At 70.8% G+C, this 19,914-nt stretch carries 18 protein-coding genes; 5 read left to right on the top strand and 13 right to left on the bottom strand.

Annotated features, from left to right (window positions below; genetic code table 11):
• Positions 1-75: 75 nt before the first annotated feature.
• From ACWIGU_RS07720 to ACWIGU_RS07710, 3 genes are read right to left on the bottom strand one after another with little or no spacing between them, the layout of a single operon-like run.
• Positions 76-1,041 carry an MDR family NADP-dependent oxidoreductase gene (locus tag ACWIGU_RS07720; RefSeq protein ID WP_454398463.1) on the bottom strand — a complete coding sequence of 322 codons (966 nt, stop codon included), beginning with the start codon at positions 1,039-1,041 and terminating at the stop codon, positions 76-78.
• Positions 927-1,862: an SDR family NAD(P)-dependent oxidoreductase gene (locus ACWIGU_RS07715; RefSeq protein WP_454398461.1), complete on the bottom strand. Its 936-nt coding sequence runs from the start codon at positions 1,860-1,862 to the stop codon at positions 927-929. The genes ACWIGU_RS07720 and ACWIGU_RS07715 overlap by 115 nt, the downstream gene beginning before the upstream one ends.
• Positions 1,859-3,340, bottom strand: a complete 1,482-nt coding sequence (locus ACWIGU_RS07710) for a DHA2 family efflux MFS transporter permease subunit (RefSeq protein WP_454398459.1) — start codon at positions 3,338-3,340, stop codon at positions 1,859-1,861. Before ACWIGU_RS07710 ends, ACWIGU_RS07715 begins: the two co-directional genes overlap by 4 nt.
• Before the next feature lie 196 nt (positions 3,341-3,536).
• Between ACWIGU_RS07710 and ACWIGU_RS07705 the strand changes: the two genes are divergently transcribed.
• Positions 3,537-4,241, top strand: coding sequence for a TetR/AcrR family transcriptional regulator (locus ACWIGU_RS07705; RefSeq protein ID WP_454398636.1), 705 nt, complete (start codon positions 3,537-3,539; stop codon positions 4,239-4,241).
• 84 nt (positions 4,242-4,325) lie between these two features.
• Complete coding sequence (locus ACWIGU_RS07700; RefSeq protein WP_454398457.1) at positions 4,326-4,646, top strand: winged helix-turn-helix domain-containing protein; 321 nt, start codon at positions 4,326-4,328, stop codon at positions 4,644-4,646.
• 220 nt (positions 4,647-4,866) lie between these two features.
• Here the strand turns inward: ACWIGU_RS07700 and ACWIGU_RS07695 are convergent, their stop codons facing one another.
• The 10 genes from ACWIGU_RS07695 to ACWIGU_RS07650 form a co-directional block, all read right to left on the bottom strand.
• Complete coding sequence (locus ACWIGU_RS07695; RefSeq protein WP_454398455.1) at positions 4,867-5,868, bottom strand: proline racemase family protein; 1,002 nt, start codon at positions 5,866-5,868, stop codon at positions 4,867-4,869.
• Positions 5,865-6,770: a dihydrodipicolinate synthase family protein gene (locus ACWIGU_RS07690; protein WP_454398453.1), complete on the bottom strand. Its 906-nt coding sequence runs from the start codon at positions 6,768-6,770 to the stop codon at positions 5,865-5,867. The genes ACWIGU_RS07695 and ACWIGU_RS07690 overlap by 4 nt, the downstream gene beginning before the upstream one ends.
• 72 nt (positions 6,771-6,842) lie before the next feature.
• Positions 6,843-8,174 carry an aminopeptidase P family protein gene (locus tag ACWIGU_RS07685; protein ID WP_454398451.1) on the bottom strand — a complete coding sequence of 444 codons (1,332 nt, stop codon included), beginning with the start codon at positions 8,172-8,174 and terminating at the stop codon, positions 6,843-6,845.
• Positions 8,167-9,453, bottom strand: a complete 1,287-nt coding sequence (locus ACWIGU_RS07680; protein ID WP_454398449.1) for an alpha/beta fold hydrolase — start codon at positions 9,451-9,453, stop codon at positions 8,167-8,169. Before ACWIGU_RS07680 ends, ACWIGU_RS07685 begins: the two co-directional genes overlap by 8 nt.
• Complete coding sequence (locus tag ACWIGU_RS07675; RefSeq protein WP_454398447.1) at positions 9,450-10,271, bottom strand: ABC transporter ATP-binding protein; 822 nt, start codon at positions 10,269-10,271, stop codon at positions 9,450-9,452. The genes ACWIGU_RS07680 and ACWIGU_RS07675 overlap by 4 nt, the downstream gene beginning before the upstream one ends.
• Positions 10,268-11,098, bottom strand: a complete 831-nt coding sequence (locus ACWIGU_RS07670) for an ABC transporter ATP-binding protein (protein WP_454398445.1) — start codon at positions 11,096-11,098, stop codon at positions 10,268-10,270. The genes ACWIGU_RS07675 and ACWIGU_RS07670 overlap by 4 nt, the downstream gene beginning before the upstream one ends.
• Positions 11,095-12,084: an ABC transporter permease gene (locus tag ACWIGU_RS07665; protein WP_454398443.1), complete on the bottom strand. Its 990-nt coding sequence runs from the start codon at positions 12,082-12,084 to the stop codon at positions 11,095-11,097. Before ACWIGU_RS07665 ends, ACWIGU_RS07670 begins: the two co-directional genes overlap by 4 nt.
• A complete protein-coding gene (locus ACWIGU_RS07660) occupies positions 12,084-13,037 on the bottom strand; it encodes an ABC transporter permease (RefSeq protein WP_454398441.1) in 954 nt (317 codons plus the stop codon). The genes ACWIGU_RS07665 and ACWIGU_RS07660 overlap by 1 nt, the downstream gene beginning before the upstream one ends.
• 7 nt (positions 13,038-13,044) lie before the next feature.
• Positions 13,045-14,721, bottom strand: a complete 1,677-nt coding sequence (locus tag ACWIGU_RS07655; protein WP_454398439.1) for an ABC transporter substrate-binding protein — start codon at positions 14,719-14,721, stop codon at positions 13,045-13,047.
• A gap of 47 nt (positions 14,722-14,768) precedes the next feature.
• A complete protein-coding gene (locus ACWIGU_RS07650) occupies positions 14,769-16,637 on the bottom strand; it encodes a glycoside hydrolase family 127 protein (RefSeq protein ID WP_454398437.1) in 1,869 nt (622 codons plus the stop codon).
• Positions 16,638-16,901: 264 nt separating this feature from the next.
• On the opposite strand from ACWIGU_RS07650, the gene ACWIGU_RS07645 reads away from it, so the two are divergent.
• The 3 genes from ACWIGU_RS07645 to ACWIGU_RS07635 are packed head-to-tail and all read left to right on the top strand — an operon-like array spanning position 16,902 to position 19,829.
• Complete coding sequence (locus ACWIGU_RS07645) at positions 16,902-18,089, top strand: NAD(P)/FAD-dependent oxidoreductase (RefSeq protein ID WP_454398435.1); 1,188 nt, start codon at positions 16,902-16,904, stop codon at positions 18,087-18,089.
• Complete coding sequence (locus ACWIGU_RS07640; protein WP_326777374.1) at positions 18,086-18,406, top strand: (2Fe-2S)-binding protein; 321 nt, start codon at positions 18,086-18,088, stop codon at positions 18,404-18,406. Before ACWIGU_RS07645 ends, ACWIGU_RS07640 begins: the two co-directional genes overlap by 4 nt.
• Positions 18,396-19,829, top strand: coding sequence for an FAD/NAD(P)-dependent oxidoreductase (locus tag ACWIGU_RS07635; RefSeq protein WP_454398433.1), 1,434 nt, complete (start codon positions 18,396-18,398; stop codon positions 19,827-19,829). Before ACWIGU_RS07640 ends, ACWIGU_RS07635 begins: the two co-directional genes overlap by 11 nt.
• Positions 19,830-19,914: the final 85 nt, after the last annotated feature.

The following is a 19,914-nucleotide window of genomic DNA, read 5'->3' as shown; positions in this document are numbered from 1 at the left end:
CTTCGCCGATCCGCATCCTCTTCCACTCCCGTCTCCGCTCGCCCACGGCCTCCGAGCCGCTACTGCGCCACCGAGCTACAGCTCCACGACGACAGCCCCGAAGTGCCGACCCTCGATCAATCCCTGCAACGCCTGCGGTGCGCGATCGATGCCCGCGATCCGTGTGTGGGGGAAACTGATCTCGCCGGAGCGCAGCCAGTCGCCGAAGCGGCTGGTCCACTCCTTCTCCACGTCGGGGTGGTCCGCGCCGCTGTATCCACGCAGCGAGACGCCCTTGACCACGAGACGGTAGGCATCGATCTCCACCGGCGCGCTGCCGCCGGCCCGCTGCGCCGACAGTTGCCCCGACAAAGCTCCGACCAGGGCTAAGCGCGCGCCCTGCCGGGCCGCGGCGAGCGCCGCGGTCAGTTGCTCACCGGCGACGGTGTCCACCAGGACATCGATGCCCTCGGGCGCAGCCTCGGCGACCTGCGCAGCGAAGGGCCCGGCCCCTCGAAGCACGACCGCGTCGTAGCCCAGCTCGGACACCAGCCGCCCGGCCTTCTCCGGCGATCCGGTGCTGCCGATCACTCTCCTGGCGCCCAGCAGTCGGGCGATCTGCCCCGTCAGGGAGCCCACCGCTCCCGCCGCTCCGGTGACGAGGACGACGTCACCCACACGGACATCGGCGAGGCGGGTCAGGGCACCGTAGGCGGCCGATCCCTGGGCGAGGTGCGCCACCGGGTCGGGCAACGCATCGTCCAAAGGCGTGCACTCGGCGGCGGACACCAGGGCGAATTCCCGCCAGCCGAGCATGTGTGCGACGGCATCGCCCGTGCGCAGCGGGCTGTCGGCCGACGCGGCAACGACCTCTCCGACGGCGGGGCCGAACAGCGCGTCACCTCTGCGAAGCGGCGGCAGCGGGACGCCGTCGACCTCCCCGCCGATCAAGGTACGCAGGCCGGGGAAGACCAGGAAGTACCGGTTCCTGACGAGGACTTGGCCTGTCCCTGGCTCGGGCAACGGCGTCTCGACGACGGCGAAGTGTTCCTGCGTGGGCACTTCAGATACTGCTCGGTGAGCGTCTCCAGGCGGGCGGCCGCCGTGCCGTCGAAGCCGCGCGAGCCGACCCCGATCCGGTGGCCCTCCACGAAGGCGCTCAGAGGTTCGGCGGGTGGGTCGTCGAGGGCGGCGACGATCGGTGGCAGCGCTGCCGAGACGGGTTTCGCGTGGCGCTGCATCGACTTGATGTGCTCCAGCGTCGTGGCGTCGTATTCGCCGGAGAAGCCGGTTGCCGTGACGCCGGGGTGGATGAGTACGTACCGGATGCCGGTGGTGGCGCCGTACCGGTCCGCGAACGCCACCCCCAGCAGGTCGTTGAGTTTTCCGCCCTGGCCGAGCGCGACGCCCCCGTGGTAGCCGTGCCGCAGTTGCAGGTCGTCCCAGCGCACCACGCCCAGGTCGGCGCCCGGGCCCGCGACGTTCACGACGACGGGCCGGTCGGCCTTGCGCAGCGCTTCCACGAGTCCGTGCCCGAGGAGGTACCGGCTCAGGTAGAAGAGGGCGAAGTTCTCCTCGTACCCTTCCGGCGTCAGGGTGCGGCTCGACCGGTAGTGGCGCGCGCAGAGCACCAGCGCGTCGACCGAGGGTGCCTGGCGCGTGATCTCGTCGATCGCCGCGGAGGTCTGTGCCAGCAGGCTCAGGTCGGCCGTGACGAAGCGCGCCCGGCCGCCGGCACCGCGCCTGCGGGCCCACTCCAGGTACTCCTCGCCCTTGGCCGGGTCGCGGCCGATGACGAAGACTGTGTTGCCCTGCTCCAAGTAGCGTTCGGCCAGGGCTTTTCCGATGCCGTCCGTGCCGCCTGCGATGACCAGGGTGCTCACTGCTTCTCTCCTTGCGTCGCCACGGTGGGCCTGGCTTCGTCCGCGTCCTGTACGTCGTCGGGGCGGGACGCCTGCTTCGCGGGAACCGGCGCCGGGCGGCCGGGCAGTTGCGTGGAGGCGGCCAGGGTCAGGACGAGCGCGATGGTCACGGTCCAGGCCGCCGCGTGGAATCCGCGGACGGCGTCGCCGTCACCGCCGGTCTGCACGACGAGCGCGACGGTCGCGATGCCGATCGAGGCGCCGAGCTGGTTGAGCATGTAGAGGACCGAACTGCCTTGCGGCACCAGGGCACTTGGGAGCGTTCGGTAGAGGGAGGCGATCGTCGGGGCGCCGACCGAGCCGAGCCCGAGACCCAGCGTGAACGCCGCGAGGGCCGTCAGCGCCTCGGGCGTGTGCGCACCGGCCCGGGTGAAGGCGAAGGCGCTCAGCCCGGACACGCCGGCGCCCGCCAGGACCAGCGAGCGCGAGCCGAGACGGTCGGACAGCCGGCCCGTGAGCGGCATGGAGATGGCCGAGCCGACTCCGAGCGGGGCGAGCAGCAGGGCCGCCGCGAACGTGCCGTGACCGCGGGCCTGTTGGTAGTACAGCGGCAGTGCGAAGAGGCTGGCGAAGGTGGCGAGCCCGACGAGCGAGCCGACCGTGACGCTCGCCGAGAAGCTGCGCCGGGTGAACAGGCGCAGGTCGATGAGGGGGGCCGTGCGCCGATTGCCGAGCGCGTGCACCGCGTACCCGGCGAGGAGCAGGGCAGCCGCGGCGAGCGGGACGAGGACCTGCCACACGGCGAACGCCGCGCGCTCGGCGGTCTGCGAGAGGGCGAGGACACCGGCGGCGATGCCGGGGCCGATGAGGGCGAGCCCGGTGACATCGAGCCGTGCGGCCCCGTCCGTGGTGTCCGGCGCGTCCTTCGGCACGACCCGCAGGGCGAGCACGAGGGCGACGATCCCGATCGGGATGTTGACCAGGAACATCCAGCGCCAGGCCAGGCCCTGCAGGATGATGCCGCCGACCACGGGGCCGAGCACGGGACCGCTGGATCCGACCACGCCCATGAGGCCCATGACGCGTCCGGCCCGCTCCGGGCCCGACGCGCGGGCGAGCAGCGTGAGCATCAGCGGGTCGAGCAGTCCCGCTCCCAGACCCTGGACGACGCGGAAGACGATGAGGCTCGGCGCGTCCCAGGCGAGGCCCGAACCGATCGACCCGGCGAGGAAGACGACGAGGCCCAGCAGCCACAGGCGCCGGCCGCCGAACCGGTCGACGGCCCAGGTGGTGACGGGGATGGAGGCGGTGAGGGCCAGTAAGTAGCTGGTGGAGACCCAGCTGATCGTGGCCAGCGATGTGCCCAGGTCCCGGGCCAGGGTGTCGGCGGCGACCGCGATCATCGAGCCGTCGAGGATCCCCATGATCCCGCCCAGCAGGATGACGCCGATCAGTCGCCGCAGCGCGGGATCGAGGCGTCCGTCGGGTGATTGCGCCATGAAATCTCTCCGAAGGGTCGAGCGGTGAGCGGTGGCCGTCATGTCGGCTCGGACGAGCCGGCGGCCGAACTGCACTGGCGGGTGCACTTTAGGGCCCTCTCCGGTTCGATTGCAATGAATCGACTCATGAATTGCACTCACTGGTGCAGGTTTCGGACCGGCCCAGTACGATGGCCAGGTGAGCGGAACGAAGGCAGTGACCAAGGCGAGCGAAGCGGTCAAGACGGCGAAACCGTCCGGGAGGGCGGCGTCCCGCGGTCGTATCGACAAGCGGGAGGCGATCCTCGGTGCCGCGTTCACGGTGTTCGCCCACCGGGGCTACGCGCGTGCGTGCATGGAGGAGATCGCCGAGGTGGCGGGCGTCGCGAAGCACACCGTCTACAACCACCTCGGCGACAAGGAGAACGTCTTCCGCAGTGCCCTGGAGACCGCCGCGGACACCGTCATGGCCGAAAACCTCGCCGTGGTCGAGCAGTTGACCGCAAACGGGACGGCCATGGACGGGAGCGACGTCCCGTTCGGGCCCGACCAGTTGCGCGAGATGCTGGAGGACGTCGCCCACCGCCTGCTCCTGCAGTGCTGCGACGAACGCTCATGCTCGCTGCGGCGCCTGCTGTACGCGGAGATCGCACAGTTCCCCGATCTGCTGGAGGTCGTCTGGGGGCGAGGCGCCGGCCGCCTCAAGCAGTCCCTCGCCGACAGGCTCGCCCGCCTGTCCCTCGCCGGGCACCTGCGCCCGTGCGACCCCGCCGAGGCGGCGGAGCAGCTGCTCGCGCTCCTGACCGGCCCCATGGAAGCGCGGTCGCGCCTGGGCACCCAACGGGTGACCGAGGCCGAACTGCGGGCCGTGGGCAGCTCCGCAGTGCGCACCTTCCTGGCGGCCTACGGTCCCACGACCTGAACTCGCCCTGCGTACACGGCGTTTGTGAACGCCTGAACGCTCCTTCAAAGACAGCCGTCGCACCCTGCCGCGTCCCGGAATCCGGTGAATCATCAATCAGGCTCAACCCGAGCGAGTCGAGCAGGGAGGCGTCGTGCACGTCTTGATGGTGGGGACCCCGGCGGACGGCTCCGGCTCGCCGGCCGCGCGCCTCGAACGGCTCGGCCACGACATCACCTGTGTCGCGACGGGCGGCGAGGCCCTCGGTGTGTACCGGAGATATGGGGTGACCCGCGGTCGCTGGAGGTCGGCTCGCGTGCCAGCCGCACCGTCGGCGCCCATGTCAGCTCGCTGCGCGGCAAGTTGGGCGACAGCGCCTGGATCCGCACGGTGCGCGGGGTCGGCTTCCGGCTCGGGCGCGCGTGAGCAGACGCGTCCGGCGAGTTCCCGCAATTCCATGTCTCCTACCCAGCCGATTTCTTGACATTGAATTGTGAATACGCGGTTGTTCCTCTGACGATCGGCCGGTTCGATTCCGCCTAGGGTCGAGAGATCAGCGTCCGCTCAATTCAGCGACGGAGACCGTCAGGTGACACCCGCCGATTCCCGTTCGTCGGCCCGACGCCGGGCACGTGGCCTGCACGGGTCAGAGCAGAAAACCCGCGGGGAACGGGTCGGTCGGGTCGAGATGGAACTGCGAGGTCCCGGTGACCCAGGCTCGGCCCGTGATGGACGGCAGCACCGCGGGGCGCGTCCCGACCGTCGTCTCGCCGAGCAACCGGCCCGTGAACCGCGTCCCGATGAACGACTCGTTCACGAACTCGTCGCCGAGGCCCAGCTCCCCGCGCGCGTGCAGCTGCGCCATCCGCGCGCTGGTCCCCGTGCCGCAGGGGGAGCGGTCGAACCAGCCGGGATGGATGGCCATGGCGTGCCGGGACAGTTCGGCGGTCGAGCCGGGCGCCTTCAGATAGACGTGATGGCAGCCGTTGATGTCGTCCCGTTCCGGGTGCACCGGCCGGGCGCGTTCGTTCACCGCGTCCATGATTGACAGTCCCGCGGCGAGCAGGTCCTGCGCCCGGGAGCGGTCGAACGGCAGCCCCAGGTCGGCGAGTTCGACGATTGCGTAGAAGTTGCCGCCGAAGGCCAGGTCGTAACCCACCTCGCCGTAGCCGGGCACCTCCACCTTCTGGTCGAGGGCGTGGGCGAACGACGGCACGTTCTCGATCGTCACCGCCGTCGCCGCGCCGTCCTCCACCGCCACCGACGCGACGACGAGCCCGGCGGGGGTGTCGAGCCGGATCGTCGTGACCGGTTCGACGACGGGCACCATCCCCGTCTCGACGAGGACGGTCGCGACGCCGATCGTGCCGTGGCCGCACATCGGCAGCAGCCCGGACACCTCGATGAACAGCACGCCGTAGTCGGCGTCGGGCCGGGTCGGCGGCTGCAGGATCGCGCCGCTCATCGCGCTGTGGCCGCGCGGCTCGTACATCAGAAGGGTGCGTATGTCGTCGCTGTGCTCCATGAAGTGGAGCCGGCGCTCGGCCATGGTCGCACCGGGGATCGTCCCTACCCCGCCGACGATCACCCGCGTGGGCATGCCCTCGGTGTGCGAGTCGACGGCATGGAACGTACGACGGGACCTCACTTGTACCCCTTGGAGAGGACGGCCTCGGTGTCGGCGGTGATGCGTTCCACCAGCTTAGGGGCGAGCGGAAGGCGCGGCGGACGGCACGGGCCGCCCTTGAGGCCCGCGATGTCCATCGACAGCTTGATCGACTGGACGAACTCGACCTTCGAGTCCCAGCGCAGCAGCGGATGCAGATCCCGGTACATCGGCAGCGCCCTGGCCAGGTCGGCGGGGTCGCCGGACGTGGCCAGGCGGTAGAGCTCGACCGTGGACTCGGGAACCATGTTCGGATACCCGGCGATCCAGCCGGTGGCCCCCGCGAGACCCAGCTCGACGAGCACGTCGTCGGCGCCGATCAGCAGATCGAGGCCCGCCGCCAACTCGCTGATCTGGTAAGCCCGTCGGACGTCACCGCTGAACTCCTTGACGCCGACGATCGTGCCCTCGTGGTACAGCTCGGCGAGCAGCTCGGGCGTCAGGTCGACCTTGGTGTCGAACGGGTTGTTGTACGCGACGACCGGCAGGCCCACCTTGGCGACCTCGCGGTAGTGCGCGACGACCGCCTGCGGCTCGGCACGGAAGGTGTTCGGCGGCAGCAGCAGGAGCGACGTGGCGCCGGCCTCGGCGGCCTGTTCGGCCCAGCGGCACGCCTCCATCGAGCCGTATGCGGCGACCCCCGGCATGACGCCGAACCCGTCGGGCGCCGCCTCGACCGCGGTCTCCACGACGCGGGCCCGCTCTTCGGGGGTCAGCGTCTGGTACTCGCCGAGTGAACCGTTGGGTGCCACCCCGTCGCAGCCGCCCGCGGCGAGGAACCGCACGTGCTCGGCGAACGCGTCGTAGTCGACCGAGAGATCGTCATGGAAGGGGAGCGCCGTCGCGACATGGACGCCGTGCCAGGGCGTGGCGGGACTGAACATGCTGATGTCTCCTTGTGAAACGTGAAGGTGCGGGGGCGTGGCGGGTGCGGGCGGCGGCGGGCGGGTTCCGGTTCAGGACGTCGACTCGGCCGCCGTCATCCATCTCTCCAGGCCCGAGGCGTCCAACGGCAGTGCAGCGGACAGCACTTCGGAGCCTTGCGGGGTGACCAGGATGTCGTCCTCGATCCGTACGCCGATGCCGCGCAGCTCCGGCGGAACGGTGAGGTCGTGCGCGTGGAAGTACAGGCCGGGCTCGACCGTGAGCACCATCCCGGGGGCCAAGTCGGCGCCCAGGTAGGCCTCGTCGGCGGCGCGCGCGCAGTCGTGGACGTCGAGGCCGAGGTGATGGCCGATGCCGCACACCAGGTAGCGGCGGTGGTGCTGGCCGGTGTCGGACAGCGCCTCGTCGACGGAGACCGGCAGCAGTCCCCAGTCGGCGAGGCCGTGCGCGATCACCTCCATGCAGGCGTGGTGGAAGCCGGAGAACCGGCGGCCGGGGCCGACCGCGGCGAGACCGGCCCGGTGCGCCTTCTCCACCAGGTCGTGCACCTGCCGCTGGGCGGTGGAGAACCGTCCCGAGGCGGGGAACGTGCGGGTGACGTCGGCGGTGTAGTGGCTGTGGACCTCGACGCCCATGTCGAGCAGGAGCAGTTCGTCGGGCAGGACCGGGCCGTCGCAGCGCACCCAGTGCAGCGTCGGGGCGTGCCGGCCGCTGCCGACGATCGACGCGTAGCCGGGGCCGTTGCCGTACGCGCGGGCGTAGCGGTCGAAGGTGCCCTGCAGCCAGCGCTCCCCGGGGCCCTCGATCGCGGCGGGTATCTCCCGGACGACCGCGGCGAAGCCCTCGACGGTCCGGTCCACCGCCCGCCTCAACTGCCCGATCTCCCAAGGGTCCTTGACCATGCGAAGTTCGGCCAGCGTGCGGCCGACCTCCTCGTCGACGGTCACCTGCTCGGTGAGCTCGGCCAGGGGACGGACGTCGATGCCCAGCGCCTTCGACCAGTCGTCGAAACCGGGCGCGGCCCCCACCCACAGCTCGCCGTACCGGGCGTCGCGCCAGAAGCCCTGCTCGCCGGGGTAGGCGGGCGGCGGTATGTAGAGAGTGGCGTCGCCGGACCGGAGCACCACGACCGCGTTCTCGACGGCGCAGCCCGTCACCCAGTAGAAGACGCTGTCCGGGCGGAAGTCGTACGCTGTGTCGTTGCTGCGCACCGGCGCCTCGCCGGCGGCCAGCACGACGGTTCTGCCGGGCAGGGCCTCGGCGAGCCGGGCCCGATGCTCGGCGGCCGCTTCCGGGGCGCCGGGGACGACGGGTGCGGTGCGGTCGGGCGTGCCCCAGCCCGTGCCCGTGTAGGTGTTGAATGCCGGGATTTCGGCCAGCTTCGGGGGCCTGCCCTCACGCATCGGTGATCTCTCCTCCTGCGTCGCGCACCAGCTCGTGGAGGCGGGTGAAGACCCGCCCGTCGCGGATGCCGTCGTGTTCGTACTCGTTGGTGACCCAGGTCTGCGCGTTGCCGACCCGGGCGGCCGTGTCCAGCTGCAGGCCGGCGTCCACGTACATGTCGTCGTAGTAGACGGCGGCGGCGAGGGGGACCTCGTTGGCGGCCAGCCGGTCTAGGTCGTACAGCGGCGGCCACTCCGTGCGCTCGGCCAGCAGTTCCACCGCCTCTTGGAACGGCCGCAGTTCGGCGATCTCCGCGAACATCCAGGGATAGATCATCTCGCCGGTGAACAGAAGCGGCCGGGTATCCTCGGCGAACCCCGGATGCCGGGCCAGTTCGGCCTGCGCCGCCCATCCGGTGGCCCCGGCGCCGTGCCCGTAGATGCTCTCCTGGAGCGCGGCGAACAGCGGGTTGTCGCTGTACGACGTGCGGGCCAGCACCTGGTGCAGGAACGCCGCCGAGAGCTCGTCGCCGCTGAACGCCTCGTCGAGCAGCCAGTGCATCCGCTCGTGGCCCGGCTTCATGCCGAAGTCGATGCCGAGCGACTGCAGCCGCCGCACGGTCAGCACATCCCCGTCCGGCAGCCGCACGTCGCCCGCGGCCAGCCGGTCGGCGATCCGGCCGACGTTCTCGACCTGGTGCGGGTAACGCCGGTAGAACAGCTCGTTCTTCGCCGCCACCCGCGGATACGTACGCCGGTAGACCTCGGCGGCCGACGGGTCGAGGCCGGGCAGCCCGCCGGTGACGTAGCAGGCGCTGAGCCCCTCGGGCACCCGCGACAGATACGTCAGGGTCAGGAAGCCCCCGTACGACTGGCCCAGCGTCGCCCAACGCCGGCCCCCGTACAGGGTCTTCCGTACGTGCTCGTGGTCCGCCACGATCGCGTCGGCCCGGAAGCAGGCCAGGAAGTCCGCACCCTCGCGGGCGGACGCGAACGCGCTCAACCGGCGCCCGTCGACCCGGCTGCTGCGGCCCGTGCCGCGCTGGTCGACCAGGACCACCCGGTGTGTCTTCAGCGCCTTGCCTAGCCAGCCGCCGCGGTCCACAGGGCGCGGCCCCTTGCCGCCGGGGCCGCCCTGCAGATAGACGAGGCAGGGCAGGTCCTCGCCGGCCCCGGTGGGGGCGGCGAGGTCGCGGACGAAGAGCTGGATCGTGCCCCGGGACGGGTCCGACCAGTCGAGCGGCACGTCGACCAGGTGCTCGCGCACCCGCATGCCGGGGATCGTGTATTCGACGGTCATGCGGTGGCCGCCTTCCGCTTGCGCTCCCACTCCGGATTGATCCGGGGTATCGCCGCCAGCAGCGTCTGCGTGTACGGGTCCTGCGGGTCGTCGAAGACCCGGTCGCACGGCCCCTGTTCGACGATCTTCCCCGTGCTCATCACCGCCACCCGCTGCGCGATCCGCCGGACCACGGCGAGGTCGTGGGCGATGAACATGTACGAGAATCCGCTCTCCCGCTGCAGCCGCATCAGCAGCTCCAGGATCTGCGCCTGCACCGACACGTCCAGCGCGGAGACGGCCTCGTCGCAGATCACCAGCTTCGGGTTGACCGCGAGCGCGCGGGCGATGCCGATGCGCTGCGCCTGTCCGCCGGAGAACTGCGCCGGATAGCGCAGCGCGTGGTCGGGGTTGAGGCCGACCCGCTCCATGAGCTCCCGGGTGTGGGCCCGCCGGCCGCCCTTGGGCGCGATGCCCTGGTAGTCGAGCGGCGCCATGAGGATGCGCTCGACGGTGTGCCGCGGGTTGAGCGACGAGAACGGGTCCTGGAAGACGACCTGCACATCGGCGCGGTAGCGGGCGAGCTGCGCACTCGTGGCGTGGGTGATGTCCTCGCCTTCGAACTCCAGGGTGCCCGCGCTCGGTTCCATCAGCTTGGCGGCCATCCGCGCGCTGGTGGACTTGCCGCTGCCGGACTCGCCGACCAGCGCGAGGGTCTCGCCGAGCCGCACGTCGAAGCTGACGCCGTCCACGGCCGTGAACTCGCTCTTGCGGCCGTAGAGACCGCGGGTCGTGAACCGCTTGATCAGGTCGCGGGCGCTGAGCAGTACCTCACTCATGCGATCACCTCGTCGGCGGGATGGTTTTCCTCGGGCAGGGCGTCGTCGATCCGCGGGATGCTGTCGAGCAGCTTGCGCGTGTACGCGTGCTCGGGTGCCGAGAAGATCCGCTCGGCACTCCCGTACTCGACCTGCTCGCCCTGGCACATCACCAGCACCCGGTCCGCGATCGAGCTGATCACGGCGAGGTCGTGGGTGATGAAGACCATCCCGGTACGGGTCGTGTCCTGCAGGCCGGCGAGCAGGCGCAGGATCTGGGCCTGGACGGTGACGTCCAGGGCCGTGGTCGGCTCGTCGGCGATGAGCAGCGTGGGCGAGCAGACCAGCGCCATCGCGATCATGATGCGCTGCCGCTGCCCGCCGGAGAACTGGTGCGGGTAGTGGCCCACCCGGCTGCCGGGCTCCGGGATGCCGACCCGCTCCAGGGCCTCGATGGCGACCTGTCTGGCCTCCGCTCGCGAGGCGTCCCGGTGAGCCCGGTACATCTCCTCGATCTGCAGGCCGACGGTGTAGTACGGGTTCAGCGAGGACAGCGGGTCCTGGAAGATCATGGACACCTGCTCGCCCCGGATCTTGCGCATCTCCCGGTCCGTACGGCCGAGGAGCTCGACGCCGTCCAGCGTGACGCTGCCCTTCGTCACGGCCCCGCGCGGCAGCAGGCCCATGATGGCCAGGCTGGTCATCGACTTGCCCGAGCCGGACTCGCCGACGATGCCGACGGTCTCGTTGTGCCCGACCGTGAACGACACGTCCTTGACGACGTCCACGGGGCCGCGCGTGGTCGGCAGGGTCACGGTGAGGTTCTCCACCGCAAGCAGCTCGCTCATCGGATCCTCACTCGCGGGTCGAGGGCGGTGTAGAGGAGGTCGACCACGACGTTGCCCATGACCACGAGGAAGGCCGCGAGCAGCGTGACCGCCATGATCACCGGCTGGTCGTTCTTCTCGATCGAGTCGGCGGCCAGCTTGCCGACACCGTTGAGGCCGTAGACGGACTCGGTGATGAGCGCGCCGCCGAGCAGGCTCGCGAAGTCCATCCCGAAGATCGTGACGACCGGGGTGAGCGCGGGGCGTAGCGCGTGCCGGCGCATCGTCAGCAGGGGCGAGAGGCCCTTGGACCGGGCGGTCCGCATGAAGTTCTCGGCCAGCGTGTCGATGACGTTCGCCCGCGTCAGCCGGGCGTACAGACAGGCGGCGCCGGTGGCGAGCACGATCCACGGCATGAGGTACGAGTCGAACCACAGCCCCGGATTGTCCGAGAACGCCACGGCCGACGGGAACGGCAGCAGCTTCAACTTGACCACCAGCAGGTACTGGAGCGCCAGCGCGAGCACGAAGTTGGGGACGCTCGCGCCGCCCAGGGTGAGGTTCATGGCGACCTTGTCCCACCAGGTGCCCTCCTTGACCGCGCTGAGCAGGCCCGCGGCGATGCCGACGAGCAGCCAGAGTGCGGCCGCGCCGACCGCGAGGGTGGCGGTGGCCGGCAGCCGCTCGATGATCATCCCCGTGACCGGCTGGCTGGTCTGGAACGAGTACCCGAGGCAAGGCGCCGCGCAGTGCACGAGGTCCTTCCCGGACCCGTAGTCCCGCCCGGCGACGATGCCGGTCACGAAGTGCCAGAACTGGGTGAGAAACGGCTCGTTGATGCCGAGGGCCTCCCGGATCTGCGAGACCCGGTCCGGCGTGCAGGTCTTCCCGCAGATCATCAGCGCGGGATCCGGCGACAGCTCGAAGAAGATCAGATAGGTGAACAGGCAGATCAGAAAGAGGATCAGTACGAGGCCGGCGAGCCGGCCGGCTAGATAGCGGGCCATCAGGCGGCCTCCCCCGCATCGGTGGCGGCCCGGACTCGGTCGCCGAGCACGGTGAGGGACAGCACGGTCAGGAAGAGGAACAGGCCGGGGATCACGAAGTACAGGGGGTCCACGGCGTACCAGTGCACCGAGCTGGAGATCATCTGGCCCCAGGAGGGGGTCGGCGGGCTGACGCCCACGCCAAGGAAGGACAGCCCGGCCTCGGTGCCGATATAGCCGGGCACGGCGAGGGTGGTCATCACGATCAGCGAGCTGCGCAGGTTGGGCAGGATCTCCTTGAACACCAGGGCGCGCTTCGAGGCGCCCGAGGCGCGGGCGGCCTCGACGAAGTCGCGGCCCAGCAGGGTCAGCGTCTGGCCACGCACCACCCGGGCGAGATAGGGCCAGCCGAAGAAGCTGATCACGGCGACCAGCAGCACCGACTTGTTGCCCGTGGGCAGTGACGACAGGATCGCGATCATGAAGATCAGGGCCGGGAAGGCCATGAGGAAGTCCATGACCCGGGAGATCACCTGGTCGACCCAGCCGCCGTAGAAGCCGGCGACCATGCCGAACACCACGCCGAGCAATGTGGTGAGCACGGTCGCCGAGATGGCGATGCCGAACGAGACGCGCGCGCCGTACGCGATCCGCGCCAGGAGGTCGCGGCCGTTCTGCGGCTCGACGCCGAAGACGTGGTCGGCGCTGACACCGCCGAACGACCCCTTGGGCAGGCCGCCGGAGTCGACGTCGATGGCCGCGGTGTCGAACGACGTCGGGCCGTGGCCCGTGACAGCGCTGATGAGCGGCGCGCAGACCGCCATCAGCACCATCAGGGCGATGAACCCGGCGCTGAGCACGGCGCCGCGGTCGTGGAGCAGGACCCCCATGATCCGCCGGCTCGCCGTCGGGGGCGCGCCGGGCGCGGTCGACGATGGACCGGCCTGCGCGTCGGGAACGATGGCAGTCGTCATCTGCGGCCTACTTCCCCGCGTCCTTGAGGCCGACCGAGACGAGGTCGATGCCGCCGCTGAACGCCGCGCTCTGGTAGGCGCCCGCGATGTTGGAGCCGGGGACCATGGTGACCTTCTCGTAGGCGAGGGGGACGATCGGCGCCTGGGCCATGATCTGCTTGTCCAGCTCGCCGTACGCCTGGTCGGCGGCGTCCACGTCCTGCATGGCCGCGATCTCGTCGATGCGCTTGTTGATCGCCTTGTTGTCGATCTGCGCCAGGTTGGCGTTCGCGGTGGGGGTGATCCGGCGGCCGTCGAACAGCGGCGGCAGGAAGGTCGCGCCCGACGCCCAGTCGGGGCACCAGCCGGTGATGGCGAGGTCGTGCTGCTTGGCCGTGGTGCCGATCACCTCGTAGTACGTCGAGGTGTCAATGTTGTTGATCTCTATCTTGATGCCCAGCGGCTTGAGGGCCTCCTGGATCGCGACCGCCTCCGCCGTCGACTTGGCGTCCGGGCGGTTGTCCAGGGTGAGGCTGAACTCCTTCGGCACCCCCGCCTCGGCGAGCAGCTTCTTCGCCTTCGCCACGTTGCGCGGGTAGGGGTCGTACTCGCTGCGGCCGAGCATGGTCGGCGGCTGGATCGCGGTCCCCGCGGTGGCAAGCTGCTTGCCGCCGAGCGCGGCGACGACCGTCTTCTTGTCGATCGCGTACTCGATGGCCTGACGAACCCGCACGTCCTTGAGGTACTTCTTGGTCGTGTTCATCCCCATGTACGTGGTGCAGCCGCCGTACCCGGAGAGTGTGCGCGACTTCAGCTCCGGCGTCTTGATCCGCGACAGCGTCGAGGCCTGGATGCTGGGGGTGATGGCGTCGACGTCCTTGCCCTGCCCGGCGAGCATGCGCTCGTCCATGGTCGCGGCGTCAAGGCCGAAGGTCCACTCGAAGGCGTCCGGCTTGGCCGCGCGGATCTTGTCGGTCGACCGCTTCCACTTCGGGTTGCGGACCAGCTTGAGCGACGCGCCGTGCTCGTAGCTCGCCACCTTGTACGGGCCGGAGGAGATCGGCTTGCTGTCGAACGCGTGCTTCGCGCCCGTGCCCTTCGGGAACGGCGTGAAGTTGGGCATGGTCAGCGCGCTGGGGAAGTCGGGGAAGGACTTCTTCAGATGGAAGACGACGGTCCTGGCGTCGGGCGTCTCGATCGAGTCGAGGTCACCGGACTTGTACGGGCCCTTGTAGCCGGCCGGCGCCTTGATGAGTTCCTTCGGGTAGGGCGAGCCCACGCCGTCGGGGTCCCAGGCGCGCTCGATGCCGAACTTCACGGCCTCGCTGTCGATCGGCGTGCCGTCCTCGAACTTCAGACCGTCCTTGAGGGTGAACTTCCAGGTCTTCGCGTTATCGGACGGGGTACCGAGGTCGGTCGCCAGGTCCGGGTGGACCTTCACGCCCTTGGCGCCGGTACCGGCGCCGAACGTGGTCAGGCCGCGGTAGATGAGCCGGTAGAAGTTGTTGACGCCGCCGTCCCACCCGGCGCTCGGGTCCAGGTGGGAGAAGTCGGCGTTGGCCAGGACATGGACGGTGCCGCCCGTGGCCGGGCCCTTCGATGCGCCACCGCCGGCGTCGGCGGCCGACTGGCCGCCCTCCCCGGAACAGGATGCGAGCAGCGTGCAGGCAAGCGCGGCGCCGAGGGCAGCCGTGGTTCTCCTCATGGTGCGCTCCTTGGATCGGTACGTTTCGATGACGTCGGGGAAGGTGCTCACTGGGCCCGAACCCAGACGCGCATGGCCTCGGGCCTGCGGTTGCCCCACAGGAAGTAGGGGACGAAGGTCACCTGAGCGGTCCCGGCCGGTTCGGCGGTGACGGGTTCGCCGGTGATCTCCGGATAGAGCTCGGCCGGCGGCACCGGCGCGACATCTGCCGTCAGACGCACGGCAACCTGTCCGGGCAGGCCGTCGGGCAACGCCGCGAGTTCGGCGCCGGCCAGACGGTCGACCGGGAGGACGAGATCGTCGACCGGGGCGGGGGAGTCCTGCTGCTCGACGCAGTAGACGAGCGGCCCGCGGGCGACGGCGACGGCGCCCCGGGTCGCGTCCAGGTAAGGGTGCGACGCGTGGCCGCGTACCGGCATCGGCAGGTGCAGGCGCAGTGTGTCTCCCGCCGACCACTCCCGCTCGACGGTCAGCCAGCCGTCCTCGGCCGTGACGGTCGCGCCGTCCAGCGTGACGTCCCGGGCCCACGCGGGTATGTGCAGGCGGATCGCATACCGGCGGCCGGGCGCGCGTTCGACGGTGAGGTGCACGTCGCCGTCCCACGGATACGCCGTCCCGACGCTCACCGCGACGGCGTCCGTCTCGATGCGGCCCTCGGTGAACAGGGCGATGACCAGTTCGTCCGGGCGCTCGGCGGCCACGTAGTCGCCGAGCTGTGCCATCCACCGGACGATGTTGGGCGGGCAGCAGGGGCAGCCGAACCAGGAGCGGCGCAGCGCCTCGCCGCCGGTCTCGGCGCCGCTGCGCTGCTCGTGGTCGGGGCGCCGCTGGAGCGGGTTGTCGTAGAAGAAGGCCTGCCCGTCGGCCGAGAGCCCCACGGCGTAGGCGTTGAAGAGCACGCGCTCGAAGACGTCGAGGTACTTCGCGCTGCCCGTGGCCACGAACATGCGCCAGGCCCACTGCATGACAGCGATGGCGGCGCAGGTCTCGGTGTACGCGCGCTCGGACGGCAGCTCGTACCGGTCACCGATGGCCTCGTCGGAGTGCCGGCTGCCGAGCCCGCCCGTGAGGTACAGCTTGGTGGCGACCATGTCGTCCCAGAGCTTGTCCAGGGTTTCGAACAGGGTTCGGTCCTGCGTCTCCAAAAAAACGTCGGTCGCACCGGCGGCCAGGTACCCCATGCGCACCGCGTGCCCGGTGACCGTCGGGAGGTCACGGAAGGGCAGATGGTCCTGGAAGTAGTCGGGCGGGAAGACGCTGTGCCGCAGGTGTCCGTGCCCGCGGCGGTCCACGAACAGGCGGGCCTGGGTCAGATAGGCACGCTCGCCGGTCTCCCGGTACAGCTCGACCAGGGCCATCTCCACCTCGGGATGCCCGCAGACACCCTCCTTGCCGCCTTCGCCCTCTTCTCCGAAGCGCCGGACAGCCAGGTCGGCGAACTTCCTGGCCACGGCGAGGAGTCGGGCGTCGCCCATCCTGCGGTGGGCCGCGACGGCGGCCTGGATCAGATGGCCGAGGTTGTAGAGCTCGTGCCCCCAAGCCAGGTCCTGCCAGGGCTTCTTGGCCGCCTCCGGGTCCTGGAAGAAGGAGTTGAGGTAGCCGTCCTCGCCCTGCACCCGTTCGAGGAGCCCGACGACCTCGTCGAAGAACTCCCTTACGCCGGCCTCCGCTTCGCCCTCGCCGATCTCGTACGCCAGACCTTCGAGCGTCTTGTACAGATCGGTGTCGAGGAACGGGTAACGGCCGCGGTAGGCGGGAGGTTCGGCGCTGAGGAGTCGGCTCAGGTTGTCGATGTTACCGGCGGCGCGCAGTTGCCCGACGGTGTGCGGGATCGTCGCGTGCCGGTTCCGGTCCTGCCACTCCCGGAGCAGACCGCCCGTGATGCGAGTGGAGGAAAGCGGCGAGACAGCACCCATATCCGTCCGTACGGCTCCCGTCGGCTCATCTGACACGGTCCTGACCTGCCCTGATGCCATGAGATCCCCAGTGGTATGTGGCATTGCACTGTGCAATAGCACTGGCGTGCTGCGCCGACCTTAGAGCCGGGGGGAGTTGAACGGCAATGGATGTTCCGTGGAATTTACGTGGCGGCGAACCCCGGTGGCACGCACGGCCGGTGGGTGCCCGTCCGACTCTGTGAATCCTTTTGACGAGGCAGGGGTGTGTGACATAGTACTGCCGTGACTAAGCGACTGACCTGCGATGTTGTGGTCGTCGGGGCCGGGATGACGGGCGCTGCATGCGCCTTGTACGCGGCCCGCGCCGGCCTGAGAGTCGCCCTGGTGGACCGCGGCCCGGTGGCCGGCGGCACGACCGGCGCCGGCGAGGGGAACCTGCTGGTCTCCGACAAGGAACCGGGGCCCGAGCTCGAACTGGCCCTGCACTCCGTCCGGTTGTGGGCCGAGCTGGCCGCCGAGCCGGGGATGGGCGACGCCGTCGAGTACGAGCGCAAGGGCGGCGTCGTCGTGGCCGCCGCGCCCGAAGGGCTCGCCGCCCTGGAGGAACTCGCGGTCGAGCAGCGCGCCGCCGGTGTCGAGGCGTTACCCGTCGATCCCGGTGAACTCCGGTCTCTCGAACCGCACTTGGCGCCAGGACTCCCCGGCGCGGTCCACTACCCGCAGGACGCGCAGGTGATGCCGTCCATGGCCGCCGCCCACGTGGTGCGCGCGGCACGGGCGGCCGGCGCCCGACTGCACACCGGCTGGACCGTCACCGGCGTACTGCGCGCCGCCGACGGCTCCGTCCGCGGCGTCCGTACCGACCGGGGGGACATCCATGCCCCGGCGCTGGTCAACGCCGCCGGCACCTGGGGCGGCGAAGTGGCCGCGCTCGCGGGGGTCCGCCTGCCCGTCCTGCCGCGGCGCGGCTTCGTCCTGGTCACCGAGCCGCTGCCGCGCATGGTCCACCACAAGGTGTACGCCGCCGACTACGTGGCCGACGTGGCCAGCGACTCCGCGGCCCTGCAGACCTCGCCGGTGGTCGAGGGCACGGCGGCGGGACCGATCCTGATCGGCGCCAGCCGCGAACGCGTCGGCTTCGACCGGTCCTTCTCGCTCCCCGTCGTACGCTCCCTCGCGGCGGACGCGACCCGGCTTTTCCCCTTCCTGGAGCAAGTTCGTGCGATGCGCTCCTACTTGGGCTTCCGTCCGTACATGCCGGACCATCTGCCCGCGATCGGGACCGATCCGCGCGTCCCCGGACTGTTCCACGCGTGCGGGCACGAGGGTGCGGGCATCGGACTCGCCCCGGGCACCGGGCAGTTGATCGCCCAGGTGCTCACCGACAAGGCGCCGGACCTGGACCTGACGCCGTTCCGCCCCGACCGCTTTCCCGAGTCCGACCGCTTTCCCGAGGAGGAGACAGAGTGAGAGCCGTGAGAGCCCGTACGCCGCTGGACCTGACCGAGGCCCGTCCGGGCCCTGCCTTCACCGTCACCTTCGACGGCCGGGAGATCGAGGCCCTGCCCGGCCAGAGCGTCGGCGCGGCGCTCTGGTCGGCGGGCGTCACGTCCTGGCGGTCGACGCGGGGCGAGGGCAGGCCGCGTGGAATCTTCTGCGGCATCGGCGTCTGCTTCGACTGCCTGGTCACCGTCGACGGGCACCCCAACCAGCGGGCCTGTCTGCGCCCCGCCGAGCCCGGCCAGGTGATCCGTACCCAGGAAGGGACCGGCCACGATGAGCGCTGACCCGCGCCCGGTTGACCCGCCCGCCGACCCGCATCTCGCGATCGTCGGAGCGGGCCCCGCCGGCCTCGCCGCCGCACTGGCCGCCGCCGCCCGGGGCGTCCGCGTCACCGTGATCGACTCCGCCGCACAGGCGGGCGGACAGTTCTACCGGCAGCCCGCCCAGGAGCTCGGCGCGCGACGCCCGCAGGCACTGCATCACCAGTGGCGGACCTGGGAGCGGCTGCGTGACGGACTGGCCGACCACGTCGCGACCGGCCGCGTCACGCACCTGACGAGCCACCAAGTATGGTTCGTGGAACGGCAGTCGAAGATCTTCACCGTCCACGCGCTGACCGGCCCCGAGCAGCGGGAGCCGGCCACCGTGCGCGCCGACGCCGTACTCCTCGCCACCGGCGGTTACGAGAAGGTGCTGCCGTTCCCCGGCTGGACCTTGCCTGGCGTGCTCACCGCGGGCGGCGCCCAGGCCATGCTCAAGAGCGGCCTCGTGCTACCGGGGCGGACGGCGGTAGTGGCCGGGACCGGGCCGCTGCTGCTGCCCGTCGCCGTCGGCCTCGCCGCAGCGGGCGCCAGGGTCGCCGCACTCGTCGAGTCCGCCGATCCGAAGGCATTCACCTCGCGCGCGCCGCGGCTCGCCGCCCACCCGGACAAGCTGGCCGAGGCGGCACAGTACGCGGCGGCGCTGCTGACCCACCGGATCCCGGTCCGCGCGCACCACACCGTCATCGCGGCGCACGGGACGGACCGGTTGGAGGCCGTCACCGTCGCCGCGCTCGACGCCGACGGCCGGGCCAGGCCGGGCACCGAGCGGCGCATCCCCTGCGACACCCTCGCCGTCGGCCACGGCCTGCTCCCGCACACGGATCTCGCCGAGACGCTCGGCTGCCGCGTCGACGAAGGAGGCGTCTCGGTCGACGAGGGACAGCGCACCGACGTGCCCGGCGTCTGGGCCGCGGGCGAGAGCACCGGCATCGGAGGCTCGACGCTCTCCCTCGCCGAGGGACACATCGCAGGACGTTCGGCGGCCGCCCGGCTACGGGGGACGGAACCGGACCCGGCCGGCTGGGCGGCAGCCGCCCGCACCCGCGACCGGCTGCGCCGCTTCTTCGCCGCGATCGACTCCGTGTACGCCCCGCCCGCGCACTGGACCGAGCAGATCACCGACGACACGGTCGTCTGCCGCTGCGAGGAAGTGCCGGCGGCCGCGATCCGCGAGGCACTGGACGAGCTCGGCGCGGGCGATGTACGCACCGTGAAACTGCTGACCAGGGCCGGCATGGGCTGGTGCCAGGGCAAAATGTGCGGCCCGGCGGTGGCGGCCCTCGCCGGCGGCGAACAGCGGCCCGCGAAGCGGCCGTTCGCCTGCCCGGTACCACTGGGTGTGCTCGCACGGGCCGGGGAGCAGGAAGCGGCTGCAGAACACTGACCCTCCGAATCCGCGCCACCCCTGCTCCGCACTACCCCTGCTCCGCACTACCCCTGCCCGGCACTCCCGTACCGCCCCTCACCTC

This window comes from Streptomyces sp. NPDC055400 (assembly GCF_053644375.1).
The sequence above is the reverse complement of the archived record's forward strand: the minus strand, read 5'-3'. Positions and strand labels throughout refer to the sequence as shown.

Bases quoted from the DNA above. Each gene is read 5' to 3' on its own strand.
- ACWIGU_RS07710 (WP_454398459.1), bottom strand. From the start codon at position 3,340: ATGGCGCAATCACCCGACGGACGCCTCGATCCCGCGCTGCGGCGACTG.
- ACWIGU_RS07690 (WP_454398453.1), bottom strand. From the start codon at position 6,770: ATGTTCAGTCCCGCCACGCCCTGGCACGGCGTCCATGTCGCGACGGCG.
- ACWIGU_RS07685 (WP_454398451.1), bottom strand. From the start codon at position 8,174: ATGCGTGAGGGCAGGCCCCCGAAGCTGGCCGAAATCCCGGCATTCAAC.
- ACWIGU_RS07680 (WP_454398449.1), bottom strand. From the start codon at position 9,453: ATGACCGTCGAATACACGATCCCCGGCATGCGGGTGCGCGAGCACCTG.
- ACWIGU_RS07675 (WP_454398447.1), bottom strand. From the start codon at position 10,271: ATGAGTGAGGTACTGCTCAGCGCCCGCGACCTGATCAAGCGGTTCACG.
- ACWIGU_RS07670 (WP_454398445.1), bottom strand. From the start codon at position 11,098: ATGAGCGAGCTGCTTGCGGTGGAGAACCTCACCGTGACCCTGCCGACC.
- ACWIGU_RS07665 (WP_454398443.1), bottom strand. From the start codon at position 12,084: ATGGCCCGCTATCTAGCCGGCCGGCTCGCCGGCCTCGTACTGATCCTC.
- ACWIGU_RS07660 (WP_454398441.1), bottom strand. From the start codon at position 13,037: ATGACGACTGCCATCGTTCCCGACGCGCAGGCCGGTCCATCGTCGACC.
- ACWIGU_RS07655 (WP_454398439.1), bottom strand. From the start codon at position 14,721: ATGAGGAGAACCACGGCTGCCCTCGGCGCCGCGCTTGCCTGCACGCTG.
- ACWIGU_RS07650 (WP_454398437.1), bottom strand. From the start codon at position 16,637: ATGGGTGCTGTCTCGCCGCTTTCCTCCACTCGCATCACGGGCGGTCTG.
- ACWIGU_RS07635 (WP_454398433.1), top strand. From the start codon at position 18,396: ATGAGCGCTGACCCGCGCCCGGTTGACCCGCCCGCCGACCCGCATCTC.